This window comes from Pseudomonas luteola NBRC 103146 (assembly GCF_002091675.1).
GTDB lineage: Bacteria > Pseudomonadota > Gammaproteobacteria > Pseudomonadales > Pseudomonadaceae > Chryseomonas > Chryseomonas luteola.
Map to the genome: position 1 here is coordinate 401,585 of NZ_BDAE01000003.1, position 19,227 is coordinate 420,811.

Below are 19,227 nucleotides of genomic sequence, written 5' to 3' on the forward strand. Positions count from 1 at the left end.
CTCACAGGAGTTCTTATGTCCCCAGATTTTCAGGCGGGATGGTGGGTTCACGCCCAGCGTTGCCCGTCACCCAACTACAATGAGCGTCCCGTGGGAGAGCGGGTCTCGCTGCTGGTTATCCACAACATCAGTTTGCCGCCCGGCCAGTTTGGGATGGGAAAGGTCCAGCCTTTCTTTCAAAACACGCTGGACTGCAGTGAACATCCCTTTTTTCAGGAAATAGCCTCGTTAAGGGTATCAGCCCATTTTCTGATTGAACGTACAGGCGCTGTGACGCAGTTTGTGTCCTGTGATGATCGTGCCTGGCACGCTGGCGTATCCTGTTTTGCGGGCAGGGATGGTTGTAATGATTTTTCGATAGGAATTGAGCTGGAAGGTACCGATACCGAGCCTTATACGCAGGTGCAATACCATGTGCTTGAGCAACTGACGCGCGATGTGCTTCGGCATTACCCAGCCATAACACCTGACCGTATTTGCGGGCATAGTGATATTGCACCAGACCGCAAGACCGATCCTGGGCCTGCCTTTGATTGGGACCGGTATCGGGCATCTTTGACAGGGGAGGGTAAATGACCTTTCTGAGCTTATTGCTTGTATTGGGCGTGGTATGGACAACCCGCTGGCGGTTGCGGCTGCAACGTGATGGCTGGTGGCGCGCGCTGTTGGCTGAGGTGGAGCTGCATGTGGGGCGTCATAGCTCAATCTCGCTGATCGTTGTGGTAGGTGTGCCCCTGCTGATATTGGCTCTGGTGCTGGCAGTATTAAAGCCGGTTGCCTATGGCTGGCTGCTGTTGCCCGTACATGTGCTCGTGCTGTTGTATAGCCTGGGCCGACATGACCCCAGGCAGGCATTGGCAGGTTTCAGGGATTCCTGGCGGCGGGGTGATCTGGAGGCCGCAGCCTTGCGTGCAGAGCAGGATCTGGGTCTTCAAGCGGAAACGCCGGATGGGCTCTTGGCGCGTGTGCAAGAGCAGCTGCTATGGCGAGGCCACGAGGGCTTCTTTGCCGTGATTTTCTGGTACGTTGTGCTGGGACCGCTCATGGCGTTGGCTTACCGGCTGGTTGCGCTGACGGCTGCCCATGCGCGTAGCCCTGCCTTGCGCGCCCATGCAGAACAGCTGTGCCATGCCTTTGATTGGCTGCCGGCACGCTTACTCACTGCCAGCTTTGCGCTAGTCGGTGATTTTCTTTGCGCCAGCCGCGCAACGTTATCCGAGTGGTTGAACTGGGATATTCCCACTCCCAAGCTACTGGCTGATGCCGGTCGCGCTGCGGCTGATTTGCCTGTGGCTCTGGATGCCGAGGCGGGTGTTCACAGTCTTGATACGTTGTGGCAGTTGCTCGTCAGGGCTGCTGTGCTCTGGTACGTCTTGTTAGCGCTCTGGACGGTAGTGGGACGCTAGTCTTCTAAAGCGTGTCAGGGTCCCACCCAAAGACGGCACACGCATTGGTTGTACTGGCCTGGGCAAGTGCTTCGGAGGTCACGCCGAACAGCTCGGCGAGTGCCGCGCAAATGTCAGGCAAGTGGGTAGGGCTGTTGCGAATGCCTGGGTACATGGCAGGGGCCATGTCAGGGGCGTCGGTTTCCAGAACGATGCCGTCCAGCGGCAGCCGCGGCACGACCTTTCTTAGTCGATTGGCTTGCGGCCATGTCGGCGCGCCGCCCAAGCCCAGCTTGAATCCTAGTTTCAAGTACTCCCGTGCTTCTTCGTAGCTGCCCGCAAAAGCGTGGACAACGCCCGCTCTGGGCGGCTTGTAGCGTTTTAGCGTGGCGATGACATCGGCATGGGCTTTTCTGACGTGCAGCAGGCTCGGCAGTTCGTATTCGATAGCCAGTTCGAGGTGTGATTCGAAAAGCGTCTGTTGGCGTGCCTTGTCGGGCTGCTCGATATAGTAATCCAGTCCGAATTCACCCAGTGCGCAAAGCTTGGGATGACCAGCCCATTGATCCAGCCATGCCCTGAGCGTGTCGATGTCGCTCTCCTTGTGCACGTCCAGATAGCAGGGATGCAGGGCCAGGGCCGCGTAGAGCGGCCCATGGGCCAGCGCGGTAGACCATAACTGCGACCATAGGGATTCTTCGACACCAATCAGCACCTGACGCCGTACGCCTAGCGATGCGCACTGGTGCAGGAGTGCCTCCCGATCATCATCGAAGCCGGGAAAGTCCAGGTGGTTATGGGTATCGATCAACATGGTAGGGGCCAGCTAGTCCTTGTGACGAGTCTTGAGCTGCCGGGGGATGGCATGAACACCGGGCTCGTAATGGTGGGATTCGATGGCATCCAGCATGAGGTTCAGGGCCTGCTCTGCAATGAGTTCGTGCTGCTGATAGAGTCCGTTGACCTTGATGGGAACGAAGTCGAGCAGCTGGGCGTCACCAAAGGTGGCGAGACGCAGATGGGAAGGCCAGCCTTCAGCCTGCTGTTGGAAAACATCGAAAACGCCTTCCAGCAGCACGTATGCCGTCGTAATGATCGCATCAGGCATATGGCCCAGCTCGCTCATCAGGTCCAGCATCAGGTCGCGTCCGCAGGTACGGCTGAACTGCTCGCCATAGCGAATCAGCTTCTTGCCGTTGAAGTCCTGTAAGGCCGATTCGAAACCCGCGGCGCGCTCACGGCTGATGACGAGGTCCGGACGGGCCGCGATCAGGGCGATTTCTCGAGGCGGCGTATCCAGCAGGGTCTTCGTCAGAAGGGAGCTGGCGGTCCGGTCGTCACTGACGACAGAGCAGAATTGGCTGGGGTCAAGCTGACGGTCAACGGCTACCACAGGCAATCCTTCTGCCTGCAGGCGGCGATAGGGCGTATCGTCATCGGCCAGACAGCTGGCGGTGATAAGACCATCGCAGCGGCGTGCGCGAAACAGCGAGAGCAATTGCCGTTCGGTATCGGGCTCATCGTCGGTACAGGCAATGAGCAGTTGATAGCCCCGCAGCCGGGCTCTGATTTCCAGCTGCTTGGCCAGCCGTGCATAGCTGGGGTTTTCCAGGTCAGGCAGGATGAACCCAAGCGTCAGGGTCTGGCCGCGACGTAAGCCGGCAGCGCGCTGGTCCGGCTGGTAGCCGTATTGTTCGACCACTTGCTGTACGCGCGTGACGGTGGCTGGACTGATGCGCCGCTGGTCGGCTTTTCCGTTGATGACGTAGCTGGCCGTGGTCACGGAGACGCCTGCCAGTCGAGCTATATCACTGAGCTTCAAAACGATTCCTCTTGTGGCCGTGCGGTCTGGAACGCCTTTCTTGCTTATATGACCGCAATACCTTGCCTTTCATTGACGATAATCCATTTTCGAAAACAGACGGTCCGGTATCTAACGCAATGGGCTGGCCTTTATTGTGTGTAGTGCTTCAAGGATCAACGATTATCGAGTAACGTGCCACTCTGTTTTGGTGAAACGTTTCAGCACAATAGTGTCTTATCGCTGTTATGTCTGTATCGCCCGATGTCGATGATTCAACATGCGATTAGGCTAAAACAATCATTACAAGAAAGGCACGGTGCTCTTCGGTCGCTCGTAGTGCCATGGAGGATTTGAATGTTCGAACTCGATGCGCAGCATATTCGCATGGGACAACAGGCCGCTGACAAGGATAGCGCGCTTGCCCTACTGGGTGAGGCCCTTGTCGCGGATGGGCTTGTGGCTCCCGGCTATATCGATGGATTGCGTGCTCGCGAAGCCCAGGGTTCTACCTACCTTGGACAGGGTATTGCCATTCCCCATGGTACTCCTCAGACCCGTGACCATGTGTTTACAACGGGCGTACGAATCATGCAATTCCCCGATGGTGTAAGTTGGGGGGAAGGGCAGACCGCTTATCTGGCCATTGCAATTGCCGCCAAATCTGATGAACACCTTCGAATTCTCCAGTTATTGACGCGTGCACTGGGTGAAAAGTCGCTGGACGAGGCGATTCGCCGTGCCGAAAGCGCCGAGGCGATTGTTCAATTGCTGCATGGCGCCCCGCAAGAGCTTGAGCTGGATGACCAGCTGGTGCGTCTGCACGTGGAGGCTGATGATCTTGAAGACTTAGCGTGGGAAGGGGCACGTCTTCTGAAGAAGACACAATGCGTTGAGGCGGGATTTGCCGGTGCGCTACAAACGGGCGTCCCTCTGCCACTAGGAGAAGGGCTCTGGTGGCTGCACAGCGACCATGCTGTAAGCCGTCCTGGTCTTGCGTTTGTGACACCCGCAGCGCCGGTGGCGTTGGAGGGGCAGCCAGTCAAGGGCTTGTTCTGTCTGGCCAGCCTTGGTGAGGCTCACCGTGATTTGCTGGAGCGCCTGTGTGACTTGCTGATCGCTGGCCGTGCCCAGGAGCTTAGCCAGGCAACCTCCAGCCGGGCGGTGCTCGAAGCGCTGGGCGGTGAGGTAGCACCGGACTGGCCCAGTGCGAGTGTGGTGCTGGCTAATGCCCATGGCTTGCATGCGCGTCCGGCCAAGGGGCTGGCGCGTGTGGCGAAGGCTTCAACCGGTGAGGTTCGGGTCAGGGTGGATGGCGGAACGGCCGTTTCGGCCAAGAGCTTGTCTCGCCTGCTGGCATTGGGTGCGCGCCGTGGTCAGGTGCTGGAGTTTCTGGCTGAGCCGGGAACCGATGCCGAAGCGCTGCTGGGGGATCTTGTCGCGGCGGTCGAGGCCGGGTTGGGTGAAGAGGTTGAGCCCATTAGCGCCAATACTCAACCGACGCACGCGGCCGTGCCGGTTGAAACCAATATTCTGGCGCGAGCAGAGGACACTGCGCCGCTAGCCTCAGGCGACACCTTCAAGGCCATTGCTGCGGCACCGGGCCTAGCCGTTGGGCCAGCCTATGTTGTGGCTCAGCAGCATTTTGACTTTCCTGCCGAGGGTGAGGGGGCTGCCGCTGAAACCGAGCGCCTCGAAGCGGCACTGGCGGCAGTCAGAACGGAAATCGATGCCCTGATCAGCCGTAGCGAGGCGGGCGCTATTCGCGACATCTTTCTGACCCATCTGGAGATGCTTGATGATCCGGATCTGCGTGAGGGCGTACAGGCGCGCCTCAAGCGCAATGCCAGCGCCGCAGCGGCCTGGAATGCACAGATCGAGGAGGCGGCCGCTCAGCAGGAGTCATTGAAGGATGCGCTCCTGGCCGAACGTGCGGCTGATCTGCGTGATGTAGGCCGCCGTGTTCTGGGGCATCTGTGTGGGGTTGGCTCCGCCAGTGAACCAAGCGAGCCCTATGTGCTGGTCATGGATGAGGTCGGGCCTGGTGATGTGGCGCGTCTGGACCGTGACAGGGTCGCCGGTATCCTGACGGCACGTGGGGGTGCCAGCTCTCACAGCGCCATTGTTTCCCGCGCCTTGGGTATTCCTGCGATTGTAGGCGCTGGCCCGCGTGTACTGAACCTTGTACCTCAGACCATTCTACTGCTGGATGGCGATCATGGCCTTGTCGAGATCGGGCCGGATGCCGCACGCATCGAGCAGGTTCGTATAGAGCGCGAGGTGCGGGAGCATCGTCGACAGGAGGCCGAAGCCAAGCGGTTTGAGCCTGCGGTCACCCGCGACGGGCACCGCATTGAGGTGGCTGCGAACCTGGGCAACACGGCGGATGCCCCGGCGGTAGTCGAACAGGGCGCAGAGGCAGTTGGCTTGCTGCGTACCGAGCTGGTATTCATGAGCCATGATTCGGCACCTGACGAGCAGGCGCAGGAGAAGGATTACCGACGCGTACTGGATGCGTTGGATGGACGACCGCTGGTGGTACGTACGCTGGATGTGGGAGGTGACAAGCCGTTGCCTTATATGCCAATTCCGGCCGAAGAGAACCCGTTCCTGGGCATTCGCGGTATACGCCTGACCCTACGTTGCCCGGAGGTGCTGGAAACCCAGCTGCGCGCCTTGCTTCGTGCGGCCGAGGGGCGTCCGCTTAGAATCATGTTTCCGATGGTGGGACGGGTTGAGGAGTGGCGTCAGGCGCGAGATATCCTCAATCGTCTGCGGCAGGAGATTCCGGCGGTCAATTTGCAGGTAGGCATCATGATCGAAGTACCTTCGGCAGCCCTGTTGGCACCGGTGCTAGCGCAGGAAGTGGATTTCTTCAGCGTCGGAACGAATGACCTGACCCAATACGCCTTGGCGATCGACCGTGGTCATCCTTTATTGTCCGGCGAGGCTGATGGCTTGCATCCCAGCGTGCTGCGCCTGATCGATATGACGGTCCAGGCCGCCCATGCATATGGCAAGTGGGTAGGCGTATGCGGAGAGTTGGCCGCCGATCCGCTGGCGGTTCCGCTTTTGATGGGGCTGGGTGTGGATGAACTCAGCGTTTCAGCGCGCAGCATTCCGCTGGTCAAGGCACGGGTGCGTGAACTGAATTTCGTAGCTGCGCAAGCCTGTGCCCAGCGAGCACTGGCGCTGGCGACAGCAGATGAAGTGCGCGCCAGCGTGGAGGCCATGCAATGAGCCGTGTTTTGACCGTTACCTTGAATCCCGCGCTGGATCTGACTGTGCGACTGCCCGAGCTGCATCCGGGAGAAGTAAACCGTAGTGAAGCGGTTGTCATGCATGCGGCAGGCAAGGGACTGAATGTGGCTCAGGTCCTGGCAGACCTGGGGCATTCGCTGACCGTAACCGGCTTTCTGGGCGCTGATAATGCCAAGCCATTCGAAGCCTTGTTTGCCGAGCGTGGTTTCAAGGATGCCTTTGTGCGGGTAGAGGGCGAGACCCGCAGTAACATCAAGCTGGCCGAAACCTCAGGCCGCATCACGGACATCAACGGGCCGGGGCCGCATGTTACCGAGACTGCTCAGGCTCAGTTGCTGCGCACCCTGGACGACGTAGCACCGGGACACGATCTGGCCGTTGTGGCCGGCAGTCTGCCACGCGGCATCGGTGCCGACTGGCTTGCCGAGCTGGTTCAACGGCTGAAAGCCCTAGGCTTGCGGGTGGCACTGGATACCAGTGGCGCCGCGCTGCGTGCCGGGCTCAAGGCTGGGCCGTGGCTGGTCAAGCCTAATACCGAGGAGCTGTCCGACGCCTGTTCGGCACCTGCCGATACTGCCGAGCAGCAGGCTACGCTGGCCGCTCAGCTGGCCGCTCAGGGTGTTGAGCACATAGTGATCTCTCAGGGCAGCGAGGGTGTTCGGTGGTTTGCGCCAGGTCGCGTACTGCAGGCCGTTCCGCCCAGGGTGCAGGTGGCCAGCACCGTAGGGGCCGGCGACTCGCTTCTGGCCGGTATGGCGCACGGTTTGCTCACCGGACTTGAGCCGCAGGACGCGTTACGCAATGCCACAGCCATTGCTGCCATGGCCGTCACTCAAATCGGCTTTGGCATTGATGATCCTGCCCGTTTGGCAGAGTTGGCGAACGGCGTCAGTGTTCACGTCATGACAGAACAATAAGCAGGGATAACTCATGAATATCGCAATCGTTACGACCTGCCCGACGGGCATGGTTACCAGTGTGCTCAGTGCACGATTGCTGGATGCTGCCGCACAGCGCCGTGGCTGGCAGACCAGTGTTGAAATCCACGACGGCCCTGAAGCCACGCTGCTGACGGATGATCAGATCGCTCGTTCTGAATTGATTGTCGTTGTGCATACCGGTGCGGTAGATCTTCGCCGCTTCGCGGGCAAGCGCGTTTACCGTGCAACACCGGCGGAAGCCCTGCGGGACGTCGATGCTTTTTTGCAGCGTGCCGAGCGTGAGGCCAAGGTGTACGAAGCCAGCGCCGAGCCTGAAGCTGTCAGCGCAGCCGCTGCACCCGCCAAGCAGCCCCGTCTGGTGGCGATCACGGCCTGCCCAACCGGCGTTGCACATACGTTTATGGCAGCTGAGGCATTGATTCAGACCGCCAAGAAGCTGGGCTATAAGCTGGATCTGGAAACCCAGGGGTCAGTGGGCGCACGCAACCCTCTCAGTGCCGAGGCGATCGCGGAGGCCGATGCGGTTCTGCTGGCAACTGACATTGAGGTCAATACGGATCGCTTCGCGGGCAAGAAGGTGTTTCGCTGCGGCACTGGTGTTGCCCTCAAGCAGCCTGAAGCTACGCTCAAGCGTGCATTAGCTGAGGGTGAGATCCTGGGAGGCGCGGCGGCTGCTTCGTCTTCCGGACAAGCCAAAGCCGGTGCGAAAAAGGAAAAGACCGGAGTCTACAAGCACCTGCTGACGGGCGTGTCCTACATGCTGCCTATGGTAGTCGCCGGAGGCCTGTTGATTGCCCTGTCGTTTGTCTTTGGGATCGAGGCGTTCAAGGAGCAGGGCACGCTGGCGGCTGCATTGATGCAGATCGGTGGCGAAGCTGCGTTCAAGCTCATGGTGCCGGTGCTGGCCGGTTACATTGCATACTCCATTGCCGACCGGCCGGGCCTTGCGCCGGGAATGATCGGCGGATTGCTGGCCAGTAATCTGGGCGCGGGCTTTATCGGCGGTATCGTGGCGGGCTTTCTGGCCGGTTATGTGGCGAAGGCGATTGCTCGCTGGGTGAAGCTGCCGGCCAGCGTGGAGGCCCTCAAGCCTATTCTGATCATTCCGCTATTGGCGAGCCTGATTACCGGCCTTGTGATGATCTATGTTGTGGGAACGCCGGTTGCCCAGGCATTGACCGCGTTAACAGGCTTTCTGGAAAACATGGGGACGTCTAATGCCGTTCTGCTGGGTGTCATTCTAGGTGCCATGATGTGTGTGGATCTGGGTGGGCCGATCAACAAGGCGGCGTATGCCTTTACCGTAGGGTTATTGGCATCCAAGACCTATGGTCCGATGGCGGCTACGATGGCGGCCGGTATGGTGCCTGCGATCGGTATGGGACTTGCCACTGTTCTGGCGCGCCGCAAGTTTGCCCAGAGCGAGCGTGAAGCGGGCAAGGCCGCCTTTGTCCTGGGGTTGTGCTTCATTTCCGAAGGGGCAATTCCCTTTGCAGCGAAAGATCCGCTGCGTGTGATCCCCGCGAGCATCGCGGGCGGCGCATTGACCGGTGCGCTCGTCATGCTGTTCAACTGCAAGCTGATGGCGCCCCATGGCGGTCTTTTCGTACTCCTGATTCCCAACGCCATCAATCACGCCTGGCTATACCTGGCGGCCATTGCGGCGGGCAGTATCTTGACCGGTGTGGTGTACGCTGTGATCAAGCGGGGGGAGGTACAGGAAGAGCTGGTACCTGCGGCATGATAAAAAAGGGCTCTCAGGAGCCCTTTTTAATGCGTTGGCGATGCCGGATCAGTCCACCTGGACGACATATTTGCGTGTCCGCACGGCAGCTTTCAGATCCTTTAACGCGTTGGGCAGCTGTTCGAAGGGAACAACCTCAAGAGTAGGTATGGCCAATCGATTGTTCTTGATCTGATCCATCAGCTCGGCTCCTGCGGTGGTCAGCTCCATCCAGTCCAGGACGGTGCCATGCTGGTGGATCGAGGCGAGGGCTTCCTCATGGTAAGAGATCGCCGTTGTGAAGGCAGGCAAGGGCGGCTGCTCAATCCGGTCCTGAATGCAGACCAGATGGCCATTAAGGCCCAGAAGACCAGCCAGCGAGGCGGCGTGCTGGCCGGAGATTGTGTCAAAGGCGGCGTAGAATTTACGACCTTGCAGCTTTTCGAGTAACAGATCCCGCCAGTTTTCCTGGTGGTAATCCACGACCTCGGTCACGCCACGTGACAGCAGCTTTTCGCGGTGCTGCTCCCCTGCGGTTACCCAGACGCGCCAGCCTTTTTGCAACGCCAGTTGTGCCACCAGCGATCCGACCGAGCCCCCGGCGCCGGTCACGAGTACATCCTTGTTGGTTGCATCCGGTACCTTCATGACCGACTGCCAGGCGGTCAGGGTAGGGCAGGGGAAGGCGGCGGCAGCAGTGTCACTAAGGCCGTCCGGCACCGGCATCACCATGTGGGCGGCGATCTTGATATGCGTGGCATAGCTGCCGGCGTGGTAGAGGTTCTGGTGATAGGCGACCCGCGTTCCGATACGCAGGTGCACGTCGCGACCGGCCGCGATTACGACGCCCATGCCGTCCACGCCTGGAATATGGCCCGGCTTCCAGACCTTTTCGGCCTGCGCAATGAATTTCCAGTCGACTGGGTTGATGCCGATGACCTTGTTGGCGATCAGGATTTCATTAGGCGCTAGCTCCTCGCTAATGGCATGGGTTTCCAGTACCAGATCCGTAGGCTCGTTACCATGGCGCCAGGTCCAGGCGTGCACATCCAGCATAGAGGTCTCCTGTTGAAGGGCATGTTTCTTACTTTATGGGGATCCGTGACGACACCTAAAAGCCCGGCAGAAAGAACATGAGTAGGAGCAGTGGTTGCGAATCAGGAAATTAGTAGTGGTGCAGGGACTGGCTACCTCGTATCGTCGTCAGTAACCAGTCCTGACTACGGCGGTTTATGGGGCTTTCATGAACGCTCGGAGACGCTCCTGGCGATCCCCTTCACGCCGGCCCTGCCATATCAACTGCCAATGCGCCTCGTCTACCTTGATCGGGTGATGCTGCTGGTCGAGCAGCATCTGAATCTCACATTGAGCCTGCTCCGGCGTGGCGACCATGACCGGCTTTATGCCTGTGTAGTAATGCAGCATCGAGCGTTCGGATTCACCCATGTTGACTGTGTTCAGACAATCGAATTGTGCCGGAAGCGATTGCTCGAGTGCCTCGAACGGTCGTGCATAGCTGCGCCCTAGGTCCACCCAGGGAAGCCAAAGTGTATTGGCCAGTCCCCAGAACAGCGTAATGCCGGCAAACCAGACGTGTGCAGCCTCCAGGCGCTTGCGCCAGGCGATAGTGATCAACCACAGGCCGGTCAGTAGCAGCGCTGCAACAAACCAGGCAGGGCTGGGTGACAGTTTGATTTCTACTGGAACCAGCCGGCGAAGGCCGGAGACGATCAGGCTCGTATGGCCACTCTGGATGGCCCACCAGCCAAACCACAGGTATCCGCCCATTACGCTGAACAGTATGATCGCAAACAGACGGCCGGCGCGGTTGAAGCGCTCGGGCAGTGGCAAGCCGGCTACCAGGAGGGCAAGTGCCGGAAACAGCGGAAGCACGTAAACACTGCGAAAGACCGCCGAGGTCATGATAACGAACAGAAAAACTGCAACGTAAAGCCAGACCATAAAGCGGCCCGAGTCCTCACGCAGCGCGATCCAGTCAGCCTTGAGGCGCTGTTGGCGCAGGCTGCGCCAGAGTCCGGCTACGAAGGCGCCTAATAGCACCCATCCTACGGGAAAGGACAGACCCAGTAGTTCTTTGAGGTTGCTGCCCGCCCCACCACTGATGCTATTGCGTTGGGAAAGGCCAAAGAAGCGGCCGAAATTATTGACCCAGAACCACTCCAGAAATAGTGTTTCATCGGTCTTCCATAGCAGGGCCGGCCAGATAAGCAGCCAGGGTGATGAGGCGAGGAGCGCCCAGCCCAACCAGGCAAAGCCGGAGCGCGTGAGGTAGCGGCGCGGCTGAAGCAGGACGGCAGCGCAAACAGTAACGCCCAGCACACCCGGTATCAGCAGACCTTTGCTCATCAGGGCAATGCCAAAACCTGTTCCGAAGAGCAGTCCGTCGCGGCGGTAGCGTGTTGGCTCCAGGGAAAAGCCTACAAGCCCTGCCAGTGCGAGCATGGCGCCTGTCAATTGCGGTATATCGGCAATCAATAGATGGGCATGCTGAACCATGCCCATCGTTCCCAACAGCAGCAGGCAGGCGACCAGTCCTCTGCCGGGACTAAGGCGCTCGGTCAGGCGATACAACGTCCAGAGTGTAAGCAGCATCCATCCCAGAACGGCCATGCGTGAGCCGTCGGGAGGCGAGAGCCAGGGAAGGAAAAGGTAGGCTGTGATCGCCCCTGTCCAATACATCAGGGGCGGCTTTTCCATGAAGGGATCTGCGCCTACCCGGGGTACGATCCAGTCGCTGCTGGTCAGAAAATTCCAAGTCATGCCAAACGAGTAGGGTTCGTCTGCTTTCCAGAGTCCACGACCGATCAGGCCTGTCACCAGGTAAAAGGCCAACAGCAGCCCGCACCAGATGAAAAATTTCGTCTTGGGCGAGAGTGGGCGGGAGGCTCCCTGACTCATGAAGCCTCCCGTTGACCGGCCGTATTCGAATAGGTAGCGGTCAAGCTGGCGCGGCGAACAGATTGGCCGCGGCCGATGGCGTAATACTGAATGCCACGACGCTCCAGGCGTGCAGGGTCGTACAGGTTACGGCCATCAAAAATCAGTGGCTCCCTGAGCTTGTCCTGGATAAGGTCGAAATCGGGCGCCTTGAACATTTGCCATTCGGTGCAGATGACCAGGGCGTCCGCACCGTTCAGCGCAGCCTCAGGTGTGCCCATCAGCAATAGACGCTCATCGTGCCCGTACAGTCTCTGCGCTTCCTGCATGGCCTCAGGATCGAACGCGCGCACCTGCGCGCCATGCGCCCACAGGGCTTCCAGCAGAATGCGACTGGGTGCGTCCCGCATATCGTCCGTATTGGGTTTGAATGCCAAACCCCAGATGGCAAAGGTTCTGCCTTCCAGGTTTCCTTTGAAATGATCGTGGATCAGGTTGAACAGCTTGTTTTTCTGCTGTTCGTTAACTTCCTCGACAGCACGAAGAAGGCTGGTCTGGCAGTTCTCCTGCTCGGCGGTGTGGATCAGAGCCTTCAGGTCCTTGGGGAAGCACGAGCCACCGTAGCCGCAGCCAGGATAGATGAAGTGATAACCGATGCGTGGATCTGCTCCGATGCCTCTGCGAACCGACTCGATGTCTGCTCCCAAATGCTCGGCCAGTTCGGCGATCTGGTTGATAAAGCTGATTTTAGTCGCCAGCATGCCGTTAGCCGCATATTTGGTCAGTTCGGAACTGCGGCGGTCCATGAACAGGATACGATCATGGTTGCGGTTGAAGGGGGCATAGAGCTCCCGCATGACGTCGCGGCTGTCTTCCCGTTCGGTACCGATGACAATACGGTCCGGGCGACGGCAATCGGTTACAGCAGCGCCTTCCTTGAGAAACTCGGGGTTGGATACCACATCGAAGTCCAGTGTCTTGCCCATCTCGTCCAGTGTGCTCTGGATCAGTGCCGTGAGGCGATCGCCAGTGCCTACGGGTACTGTGGATTTTTCCACGATCACCACAGGCTGCGTACGGTGACAGGCAATGGTCTGGGCGACGGCAAAGACGCCTGCAAGGTCGGCCGAGCCGTCCTCTAGGGGCGGGGTGCCGACGGCGATGAACTGTACACGGCCATGCTGGACCGCGCGGGCGGCATCATGGGTAAAGCGCAGGCGGCCCGCTTCCATGTTTTCCCGAACGAGCCCTTCCAGGCCAGGTTCGTACAAACTGACCACGCCCTGCTCAAGCAGCTCGATTTTGTGTCGGTCAATGTCCATGCACAGAACATCATGACCGACTTCAGCCAGTACGGCGGCCTGAACGAGGCCTACATAGCCAATACCGAACACACTGATTTTCACTTACAACTCCTCTTGCGCCAGCGGACGCGAGTCATCCGGGCGTCTTGAATGAATAGCGAATACGCCCAGCATGACGAGGGCGATACCGACCGATTTGAGCCAGGTGATGGATTCACCGAAAACCACCACGGCGGCGATATAAACGAGGGGGTAGCTGAGGCTGAGCAGCGCGTAGGCCCGTCCCAACGGCAATACCGACAGGGCAGCAACCCAACAGAGCATCGAAAGTCCGTAGCAGGCGATACCGGCAAGCAGTCCGGCCAGCGCCCCGACGTGCTGTCTGAGCAGCTCGGGAGAGGCCATGGCCTCTGTCAGTGAAGGAAGAGCCGCCATGCTGCCGCGCATCGAGAGCTGGGCGAGACTCACCAGGCATACGCTGGCCAGCGCCAGCAGAAGTCCGCGATGCTGATTCATCGTTGTGTACTCAGCAGCACAATGCCCACCATGATGAGGACGATACCCAGCCAGTGACGGCCATCGATGTGCTCGTGGAAAAGCCGATGTGCCGCCAGAGTGATCCAGACAAAGTTCAGGCTGAGCATGGGGTAGGCCATGCCGACTTCGAGCTGCTGCAGAACCAACAGCCAGAGCAGCAGGCCAGTACCCAGGCTGGCCAGTCCAAACATCAGCCAGGGTGAGGTCAGCTTGCGCCACAGGCTGACGGACCGCCCGCGCCAGCGTTCCACGGCGACTTTCTGAGCGACCTGCCCAAGGCCGCTCAGCAGGCTGACCACCAACACCAGGGCGAAGGTCATGCCTGCACGCCCAGCCAGCCTTCGCGGCCTGCCAGAGCGCCCCGGGTAACCGTACCAAGGGGAAGGCGGGAGGGGTCAGAAGGCAGGCATTCCCCAAGCGGCTTGAACTGAACATTCAGCCGTTTTGCCAGTGCCAGCAGGCGCTGAAACTGGTCAGCCAGGGCAATCCCTTCTACTTCCGCATGGGCGGTATAGATATTCAGGTCGGTCGGCATGATGTGTTGCATCAGGTAGCTGTTAAAGCCTGCTGCCGACAGGTCTGGGCCAATCGCTTCGTCGTACGTCGGCAGGGTGACCGGAATCTGCGGCGTTCCGGCAACACCATTGGCGAGCTCAGGACGAAATAACGAGCGGCCTCGACAATCGCTGTTGTAACGAAAACCAAAGGCCTCTTTGGCTTCGATAACCCGCTCATCCACCCGCCAGCCGGCAGCGGCGGAGCAGGTTACGGGTTGGCCCAGGATGTCACTGAGCGTGTCTACGCCATAACGGATCTGCCGGGTCAGCTGGTCCATGCTGCAGCGCCCAGCGTTAGCCTGCCAGCCATGGTGGTCCCAGGCATGCAGGCCCACCTCATGGCCTGCCGCCTGAGTCTGTCGCATCAGATGACCCAGGTGCTGGCCGATGGGCTTGCCTGGCCATGCCGTGCCCGCCAGGAGAATGTCCCAGCCATACAGACTGGCTGCATTGGAGCGCAGCATCTTCCAAAGGAACTGCGGCCGGATGAGGCGCCAGAGATGGCGCCCCATGTTGTCCGGCCCGACCGAAAAGAAGAACGTCGCCTTGACCTGAGCTTCATCCAACAGCTCAAGCAGACGTGGAATACCCTCACGTGTGCCGCGAAAGGTATCCACGTCGATCCGCAATCCCACCTCGATCATTACGCCTCGTCCACCTGGCTGTTCAATGCTTCACGCAGGAAAAAGTCCAGCGTCTTGCCGATGGTTTCGCTCATCTCGATGGTGGGCTGCCAATCCAGGAGCTTGCGGGCATTGGCAATGCTGGGCTTGCGATGGGAGACGTCCTGATAGCCTTCGCCATAAAACGACCGGCTCTCAACTTCGCGGAAGCCTGCAAACGGCGGGAAGTTGTGCCGTAGCGGGTGTGCCTCAAATTGGGCCAGAAGGGTTTCGGCTAGTTCGCGAATGCTAGCTTCGTTGTCTGGGTTACCAATGTTGATGATCTGCTGGTCACTGCGACCACCCTTGTTTTCGATAATACGGAACAGGGCTTCGATGCCATCATCCACGTCGGTAAAGCAGCGCTTTTGGGCACCGCCGTCCACCAGCTTGATGGGTGTGCCTTCCACCAGATTCAGGATCAGCTGGGTGATGGCGCGGGAGCTGCCGATTCGAGCAGAGTCCAGGCGATCCAGACGCGGACCCATCCAGTTGAAGGGACGGAACAGGGTGAATCTGAGGCCATCCTGCTTGCCGTGGGCCCAGATCACGCGGTCCAACAGCTGCTTGGAAACGGAGTAGATCCAGCGCTGCTTGTTGATCGGGCCAACGATCAGGCGAGACTGGTCTTCGTCGAACTCCGGGTCGTCGCACATGCCATAGACTTCGGATGTGGACGGGAAGATGACGCGCTTGTTGTACTTCACGCAGTAGCGGACGATCTTGAGGTTTTCCTCAAAGTCCAGCTCGAATACACGCAGCGGGTTACGGGTGTATTCGATCGGCGTAGCGATGGCCACGAGTGGCAGGATCACGTCGCACTTCTTGATGTGGTACTCGATCCATTCGGTATGGATACTGATGTCGCCTTCCACAAAGTGGAAGTTAGGATCGCCCTTCAAACGGTCGATAGCGTCGGAGCCAATGTCCAGACCGTAGACTTCATAGTTGCCGTCCCGCAGCAGGCGTTCAGACAGGTGATTACCAATGAAGCCATTCACGCCAAGGATCAGCACACGTGTGCGACGCTTGGCCTTGAAGGCATCGCTGCGGCGCAGACGAAGCCCTTCGACCAGTCCCATCTCCCGCGCGAGCTGCGGACCAGACAGGTAGAGGCCTGCATCACCTTGTTGGCCGGCCTGAATTTCCAGTACGCCGTCACCGCAGGCGATACGCAGTGGATCAAGACTTACGACGGCGCCAGGTTTCTGGTCGTGACGGGTGTCTACGGCCTGGGCTTGCCAGACGATAAGCTTTCGGTCGCCTACAAAGCTGAAGGCGCCGGGGTAGGGCTGGGTAACGGCGCGGACGAGGTTATAGAGTTCACTGGCCGGACGAGTCCAGTCCAGTTCTCCATCGGCAGGCGTGCGACGGCCAAAATAGGAGGCCTTGCTGTCATCCTGAGGGGTCTCCTCCAGATTGCCACGAGCCAGACGGGGCAGGGTTTCGCCCAGGAGCTGGCGTGAAGCTTCTCGCAGCTTGGCATGCAGAGTATGCGCCGTATCGTCCTGGGCAATCGCTACCCTGGACTGACTGACGATCGGGCCGGCATCGGGACGACGCTCCATGCGGTGCAGAGTGACGCCGGTTTCGGTCTCGCCATTGACCAATACCCAGTTCGCAGGCGCACGACCCCTATAACGAGGCAGCAGGGAGCCATGCAGGTTATAGGCGCCTTTTCTGGCCGTAGCGAGAATGTCCTCGCTCAGCAGGTGACGGTAGTAGAAAGAGAAAATGAATTCCGGCTCAAGCTGACGGATGCGTTCGATCCAGAGCGGGTGGTTAACATCTTCCGGGGCATGCACCGGAATACCGTGGCGAGCACACAGTTGGGCTACGGAAGCAAAGAAGCGGTTTTCGTTCGGATCATCGGCATGGGTAAACACGGCCGCGATTTCATACTGGGCCGCGATCAGCGCTTCGACTCCGGCGCATCCAATATCGTGATAGGCAAATACAACAGTCTTGGTCATGGGTAATCAGCTTGCAGAAGGAATGGAATCGAGCGAGGCTGGCGCAGGGGAGCAGGAGGCTTCACCCCGGACAACCTGCTCAACGAAGTAGCGAGGGCGGGCACGGACGTCGTGGTACATGCGGCCCAGGTATTCACCCAGTAGCCCCATGCCGACGAACTGGGCGCCGGTAAAGATGAACAGGATGGCGAAAAGGACAAACACGCCGTCGGCAGCCCAGTCGGCTCCCAGCAGCAGGCGTAGCACCAGAAGCAGCATCCCGAAGCAGATACCGGCCAATGCCATGGCGCCACCCACGATGCTCAGCAGCCGCAATGGCGTTGTGGTCATGCAGGTCACGAGATCAAACATGAGGTTGATCAGGCGCATGGGGGTGTATTTCGACTCACCGTATTCGCGCTCGGCATGTCCCACATGGATTTCAGTGGTATGGCGGGCGAAGCTGTTAGCCAGGATGGGAATAAACGTGCTGCGCTCATGGCAGGCCAGCATGGCCTCGATGATGCTGTGGCGATACGCCCGCAGCATGCAGCCATAATCGCTCATGGCTACGCCCGTAGAACGTTGCACAGCAAGGTTGATCAGCTTGGATGGCAGGCGGCGGAAGGCGGAGTCCTGACGATTTTCGCGTACAGTACCGACCACATCGAACCCCAGAGCGGCTTGCTCGACGAGACGCGGAATTTCCTCCGGCGGGTTTTGCAGGTCGGCATCAAGGGTAATGACCAGGTCGCCAATACACTGCTCGAAGCCCGCCATGATGGCGGCGTGCTGGCCGTAGTTGCGGTTGAGGATGACCGCTACCACATGACTGTCTTCGGCTTCGGCAGCTGCCTGGATAATGCTGGCCGAGCTGTCACGGCTGCCGTCATCAATCAATACGATTTCATAATCGCGGCCCAGTTTCTGGCAGGCGGCATCGGTTCTCAGCAGGAGTTCGGGCAGGCTGGCTTCTTCATTGAAGACCGGAATGACCACGGACACGCGATTGATCGGATAAGGCTTCACAAGGCTGCCTCCAGTGTGGAGCGAATGGCAGTGACGACACGCTCGAGCTCCTCGGCGGTCATGTCAGGAAATAGCGGTATCGAGCACAGTCGAGCTGAATTCCACTCGGTGTTTGGCAGGCTGACCTCTGGAAAGCGGTCCCGGTAATAACGCTGCAGGTGCGTTCCTATGAAATGAATACCGGTGCCGATATGGTTTGCCTGCAAGGCTTGCATGAAGGCATCGCGACCCAGACCACATTGCGCCGGATCGACGCGCACAATGAAAAGATGCCAGGCGTGGTCCTGAGGGTAGCTCGGAAGGCTCAGCGGCTGAATGGGAAGGCCGTTCAGCCGCTCCAGGTACATTTCGGCCAGCTGTTTGCGCTTGGCGTTAATCTCATCGATGCGATCCAGCTGGACGAGTGCAATGGCTGCGTTGATATCGGTCAGGTTGTACTTGAAGCCCGGCTCGATAACCTGAGCCTGGGGTTTTCGGCCATGGGTCATGCGGTCATAGGCATCGACGCCCAAGCCGTGAAACTTCAATGTGCGGATGCGGTTAGCCAATGCTTCGTCATCCGTTACAAAAAGTCCGCCTTCTGCACATGTCAGATTCTTGATGGCATGAAAGGAGAAGATGGCGGTGTTCCGAGCGCCAATCAGGCGGCCCCGGTAGCGTGTACCTATTGCGTGGGCAGCGTCTTCAATGACGGGAATGCCATGGCGCTCGGCCAGTGCGTAGAGCGGATCCAGGTCAAAGGCTGCACCGGCGTAATGAACCGGAATGATCGCTTTCGTTCGGGGCGTGATGGAGGCTTCGATACGCGCTGCATCGGTCATCAAGGTATCGCGATCGATGTCTACGAACACAGGAGTTGCGCCCAGCAGGCAGATCAGGTTTGCGGTAGATACCCAGGTCTGGGAGGGCGTGATGACCTCATCCCCTGGACCAATACCCAGGGCTATCAATGCCAAGTGCATACCTGCCGTTGCCGAAGAGAGTGCGACGGCATGGTGGCAGCCCAGATACTCGCAGAAGCGCTGCTCCAACTCCTGATTTTGAGGGCCGGTGGTGATCCAGCCGGAGCGGAGCACGGCATTGACGGCCGCAATTTCCTCATCGCCTATGCTTGGACGTGAGAAAGGAAGAAAGGTAGTTGACATGTCTGTATCCCGTAACGGTCATGACACTACCT

The 19,227-nt window shown here is 59.2% G+C and carries 16 protein-coding genes; 5 read left to right on the top strand and 11 right to left on the bottom strand.

Going from position 1 to position 19,227, the window contains the following annotated elements:
• Positions 1–15: 15 nt before the first annotated feature.
• Together ampD and ampE are read left to right on the top strand one after the other, a co-directional pair.
• Complete coding sequence (gene ampD, locus PLU01S_RS06370) at positions 16–576, top strand: 1,6-anhydro-N-acetylmuramyl-L-alanine amidase AmpD (protein WP_074822798.1); 561 nt, start codon at positions 16–18, stop codon at positions 574–576.
• Positions 573–1,406 carry a regulatory signaling modulator protein AmpE gene (gene ampE / locus PLU01S_RS06375; protein ID WP_074822795.1) on the top strand — a complete coding sequence of 278 codons (834 nt, stop codon included), beginning with the start codon at positions 573–575 and terminating at the stop codon, positions 1,404–1,406. The genes ampD and ampE overlap by 4 nt, the downstream gene beginning before the upstream one ends.
• Positions 1,407–1,410: 4 nt before the next feature.
• On the opposite strand, the gene PLU01S_RS06380 is transcribed toward ampE, so the two are convergent.
• Positions 1,411–2,199 (bottom strand): TatD family hydrolase, encoded by a 789-nt coding sequence (locus tag PLU01S_RS06380; RefSeq protein ID WP_074822792.1) that lies wholly within the window; start codon positions 2,197–2,199, stop codon positions 1,411–1,413.
• 12 nt (positions 2,200–2,211) lie between these two features.
• Positions 2,212–3,207 carry a catabolite repressor/activator gene (gene cra, locus PLU01S_RS06385; RefSeq protein ID WP_019366296.1) on the bottom strand — a complete coding sequence of 332 codons (996 nt, stop codon included), beginning with the start codon at positions 3,205–3,207 and terminating at the stop codon, positions 2,212–2,214.
• Between the two features lie 336 nt (positions 3,208–3,543).
• Between cra and ptsP the strand changes: the two genes are divergently transcribed.
• From ptsP to PLU01S_RS06400, 3 genes are read left to right on the top strand one after another with little or no spacing between them, the layout of a single operon-like run.
• Entirely contained in the window at positions 3,544–6,426 is a 2,883-nt protein-coding gene (gene ptsP, locus PLU01S_RS06390; RefSeq protein WP_074822788.1) for a phosphoenolpyruvate--protein phosphotransferase, read from the top strand.
• Entirely contained in the window at positions 6,423–7,364 is a 942-nt protein-coding gene (pfkB, locus tag PLU01S_RS06395) for a 1-phosphofructokinase (RefSeq protein WP_010797216.1), read from the top strand. The genes ptsP and pfkB overlap by 4 nt, the downstream gene beginning before the upstream one ends.
• 13 nt (positions 7,365–7,377) lie before the next feature.
• A complete protein-coding gene (locus tag PLU01S_RS06400) occupies positions 7,378–9,132 on the top strand; it encodes a PTS fructose-like transporter subunit IIB (RefSeq protein WP_074822785.1) in 1,755 nt (584 codons plus the stop codon).
• A gap of 48 nt (positions 9,133–9,180) precedes the next feature.
• On the opposite strand, the gene PLU01S_RS06405 is transcribed toward PLU01S_RS06400, so the two are convergent.
• From PLU01S_RS06405 to arnB, 9 genes are all read right to left on the bottom strand, one after another.
• Positions 9,181–10,167 (bottom strand): zinc-binding dehydrogenase, encoded by a 987-nt coding sequence (locus PLU01S_RS06405; RefSeq protein WP_074822782.1) that lies wholly within the window; start codon positions 10,165–10,167, stop codon positions 9,181–9,183.
• A 174-nt stretch (positions 10,168–10,341) separates the two neighbouring features.
• Positions 10,342–12,030, bottom strand: a complete 1,689-nt coding sequence (locus PLU01S_RS06410) for an ArnT family glycosyltransferase (protein WP_169715104.1) — start codon at positions 12,028–12,030, stop codon at positions 10,342–10,344.
• Positions 12,027–13,415: a UDP-glucose dehydrogenase family protein gene (locus PLU01S_RS06415; protein ID WP_074822779.1), complete on the bottom strand. Its 1,389-nt coding sequence runs from the start codon at positions 13,413–13,415 to the stop codon at positions 12,027–12,029. Before PLU01S_RS06415 ends, PLU01S_RS06410 begins: the two co-directional genes overlap by 4 nt.
• Positions 13,416–13,829: a 4-amino-4-deoxy-L-arabinose-phosphoundecaprenol flippase subunit ArnF gene (arnF, locus tag PLU01S_RS06420; protein ID WP_074822776.1), complete on the bottom strand. Its 414-nt coding sequence runs from the start codon at positions 13,827–13,829 to the stop codon at positions 13,416–13,418.
• A complete protein-coding gene (arnE, locus tag PLU01S_RS06425; protein WP_074822769.1) occupies positions 13,826–14,170 on the bottom strand; it encodes a 4-amino-4-deoxy-L-arabinose-phosphoundecaprenol flippase subunit ArnE in 345 nt (114 codons plus the stop codon). Before arnE ends, arnF begins: the two co-directional genes overlap by 4 nt.
• Positions 14,167–15,048, bottom strand: a complete 882-nt coding sequence (arnD, locus tag PLU01S_RS06430) for a 4-deoxy-4-formamido-L-arabinose-phosphoundecaprenol deformylase (protein ID WP_074823455.1) — start codon at positions 15,046–15,048, stop codon at positions 14,167–14,169. Before arnD ends, arnE begins: the two co-directional genes overlap by 4 nt.
• Positions 15,049–15,050: 2 nt before the next feature.
• Positions 15,051–17,042: a bifunctional UDP-4-amino-4-deoxy-L-arabinose formyltransferase/UDP-glucuronic acid oxidase ArnA gene (arnA, locus tag PLU01S_RS06435; RefSeq protein ID WP_074822766.1), complete on the bottom strand. Its 1,992-nt coding sequence runs from the start codon at positions 17,040–17,042 to the stop codon at positions 15,051–15,053.
• Between the two features lie 6 nt (positions 17,043–17,048).
• A complete protein-coding gene (gene arnC, locus PLU01S_RS06440; protein ID WP_074822763.1) occupies positions 17,049–18,050 on the bottom strand; it encodes an undecaprenyl-phosphate 4-deoxy-4-formamido-L-arabinose transferase in 1,002 nt (333 codons plus the stop codon).
• Positions 18,047–19,195 carry a UDP-4-amino-4-deoxy-L-arabinose aminotransferase gene (gene arnB / locus PLU01S_RS06445; RefSeq protein WP_074822759.1) on the bottom strand — a complete coding sequence of 383 codons (1,149 nt, stop codon included), beginning with the start codon at positions 19,193–19,195 and terminating at the stop codon, positions 18,047–18,049. Before arnB ends, arnC begins: the two co-directional genes overlap by 4 nt.
• Positions 19,196–19,227: the final 32 nt, after the last annotated feature.

Excerpts from the sequence above, each read along its gene's own strand:
- ampD (WP_074822798.1), top strand. The coding sequence starts at position 16 with ATGTCCCCAGATTTTCAGGCGGGATGGTGGGTTCACGCCCAGCGTTGC.
- ampE (WP_074822795.1), top strand. The coding sequence starts at position 573 with ATGACCTTTCTGAGCTTATTGCTTGTATTGGGCGTGGTATGGACAACC.
- PLU01S_RS06380 (WP_074822792.1), bottom strand. The coding sequence starts at position 2,199 with ATGTTGATCGATACCCATAACCACCTGGACTTTCCCGGCTTCGATGAT.
- ptsP (WP_074822788.1), top strand. The coding sequence starts at position 3,544 with ATGTTCGAACTCGATGCGCAGCATATTCGCATGGGACAACAGGCCGCT.
- pfkB (WP_010797216.1), top strand. The coding sequence starts at position 6,423 with ATGAGCCGTGTTTTGACCGTTACCTTGAATCCCGCGCTGGATCTGACT.
- PLU01S_RS06400 (WP_074822785.1), top strand. The coding sequence starts at position 7,378 with ATGAATATCGCAATCGTTACGACCTGCCCGACGGGCATGGTTACCAGT.
- PLU01S_RS06405 (WP_074822782.1), bottom strand. The coding sequence starts at position 10,167 with ATGCTGGATGTGCACGCCTGGACCTGGCGCCATGGTAACGAGCCTACG.
- PLU01S_RS06410 (WP_169715104.1), bottom strand. The coding sequence starts at position 12,030 with ATGAGTCAGGGAGCCTCCCGCCCACTCTCGCCCAAGACGAAATTTTTC.
- arnF (WP_074822776.1), bottom strand. The coding sequence starts at position 13,829 with ATGAATCAGCATCGCGGACTTCTGCTGGCGCTGGCCAGCGTATGCCTG.
- arnE (WP_074822769.1), bottom strand. The coding sequence starts at position 14,170 with ATGACCTTCGCCCTGGTGTTGGTGGTCAGCCTGCTGAGCGGCCTTGGG.
- arnA (WP_074822766.1), bottom strand. The coding sequence starts at position 17,042 with ATGACCAAGACTGTTGTATTTGCCTATCACGATATTGGATGCGCCGGA.
- arnB (WP_074822759.1), bottom strand. The coding sequence starts at position 19,195 with ATGTCAACTACCTTTCTTCCTTTCTCACGTCCAAGCATAGGCGATGAG.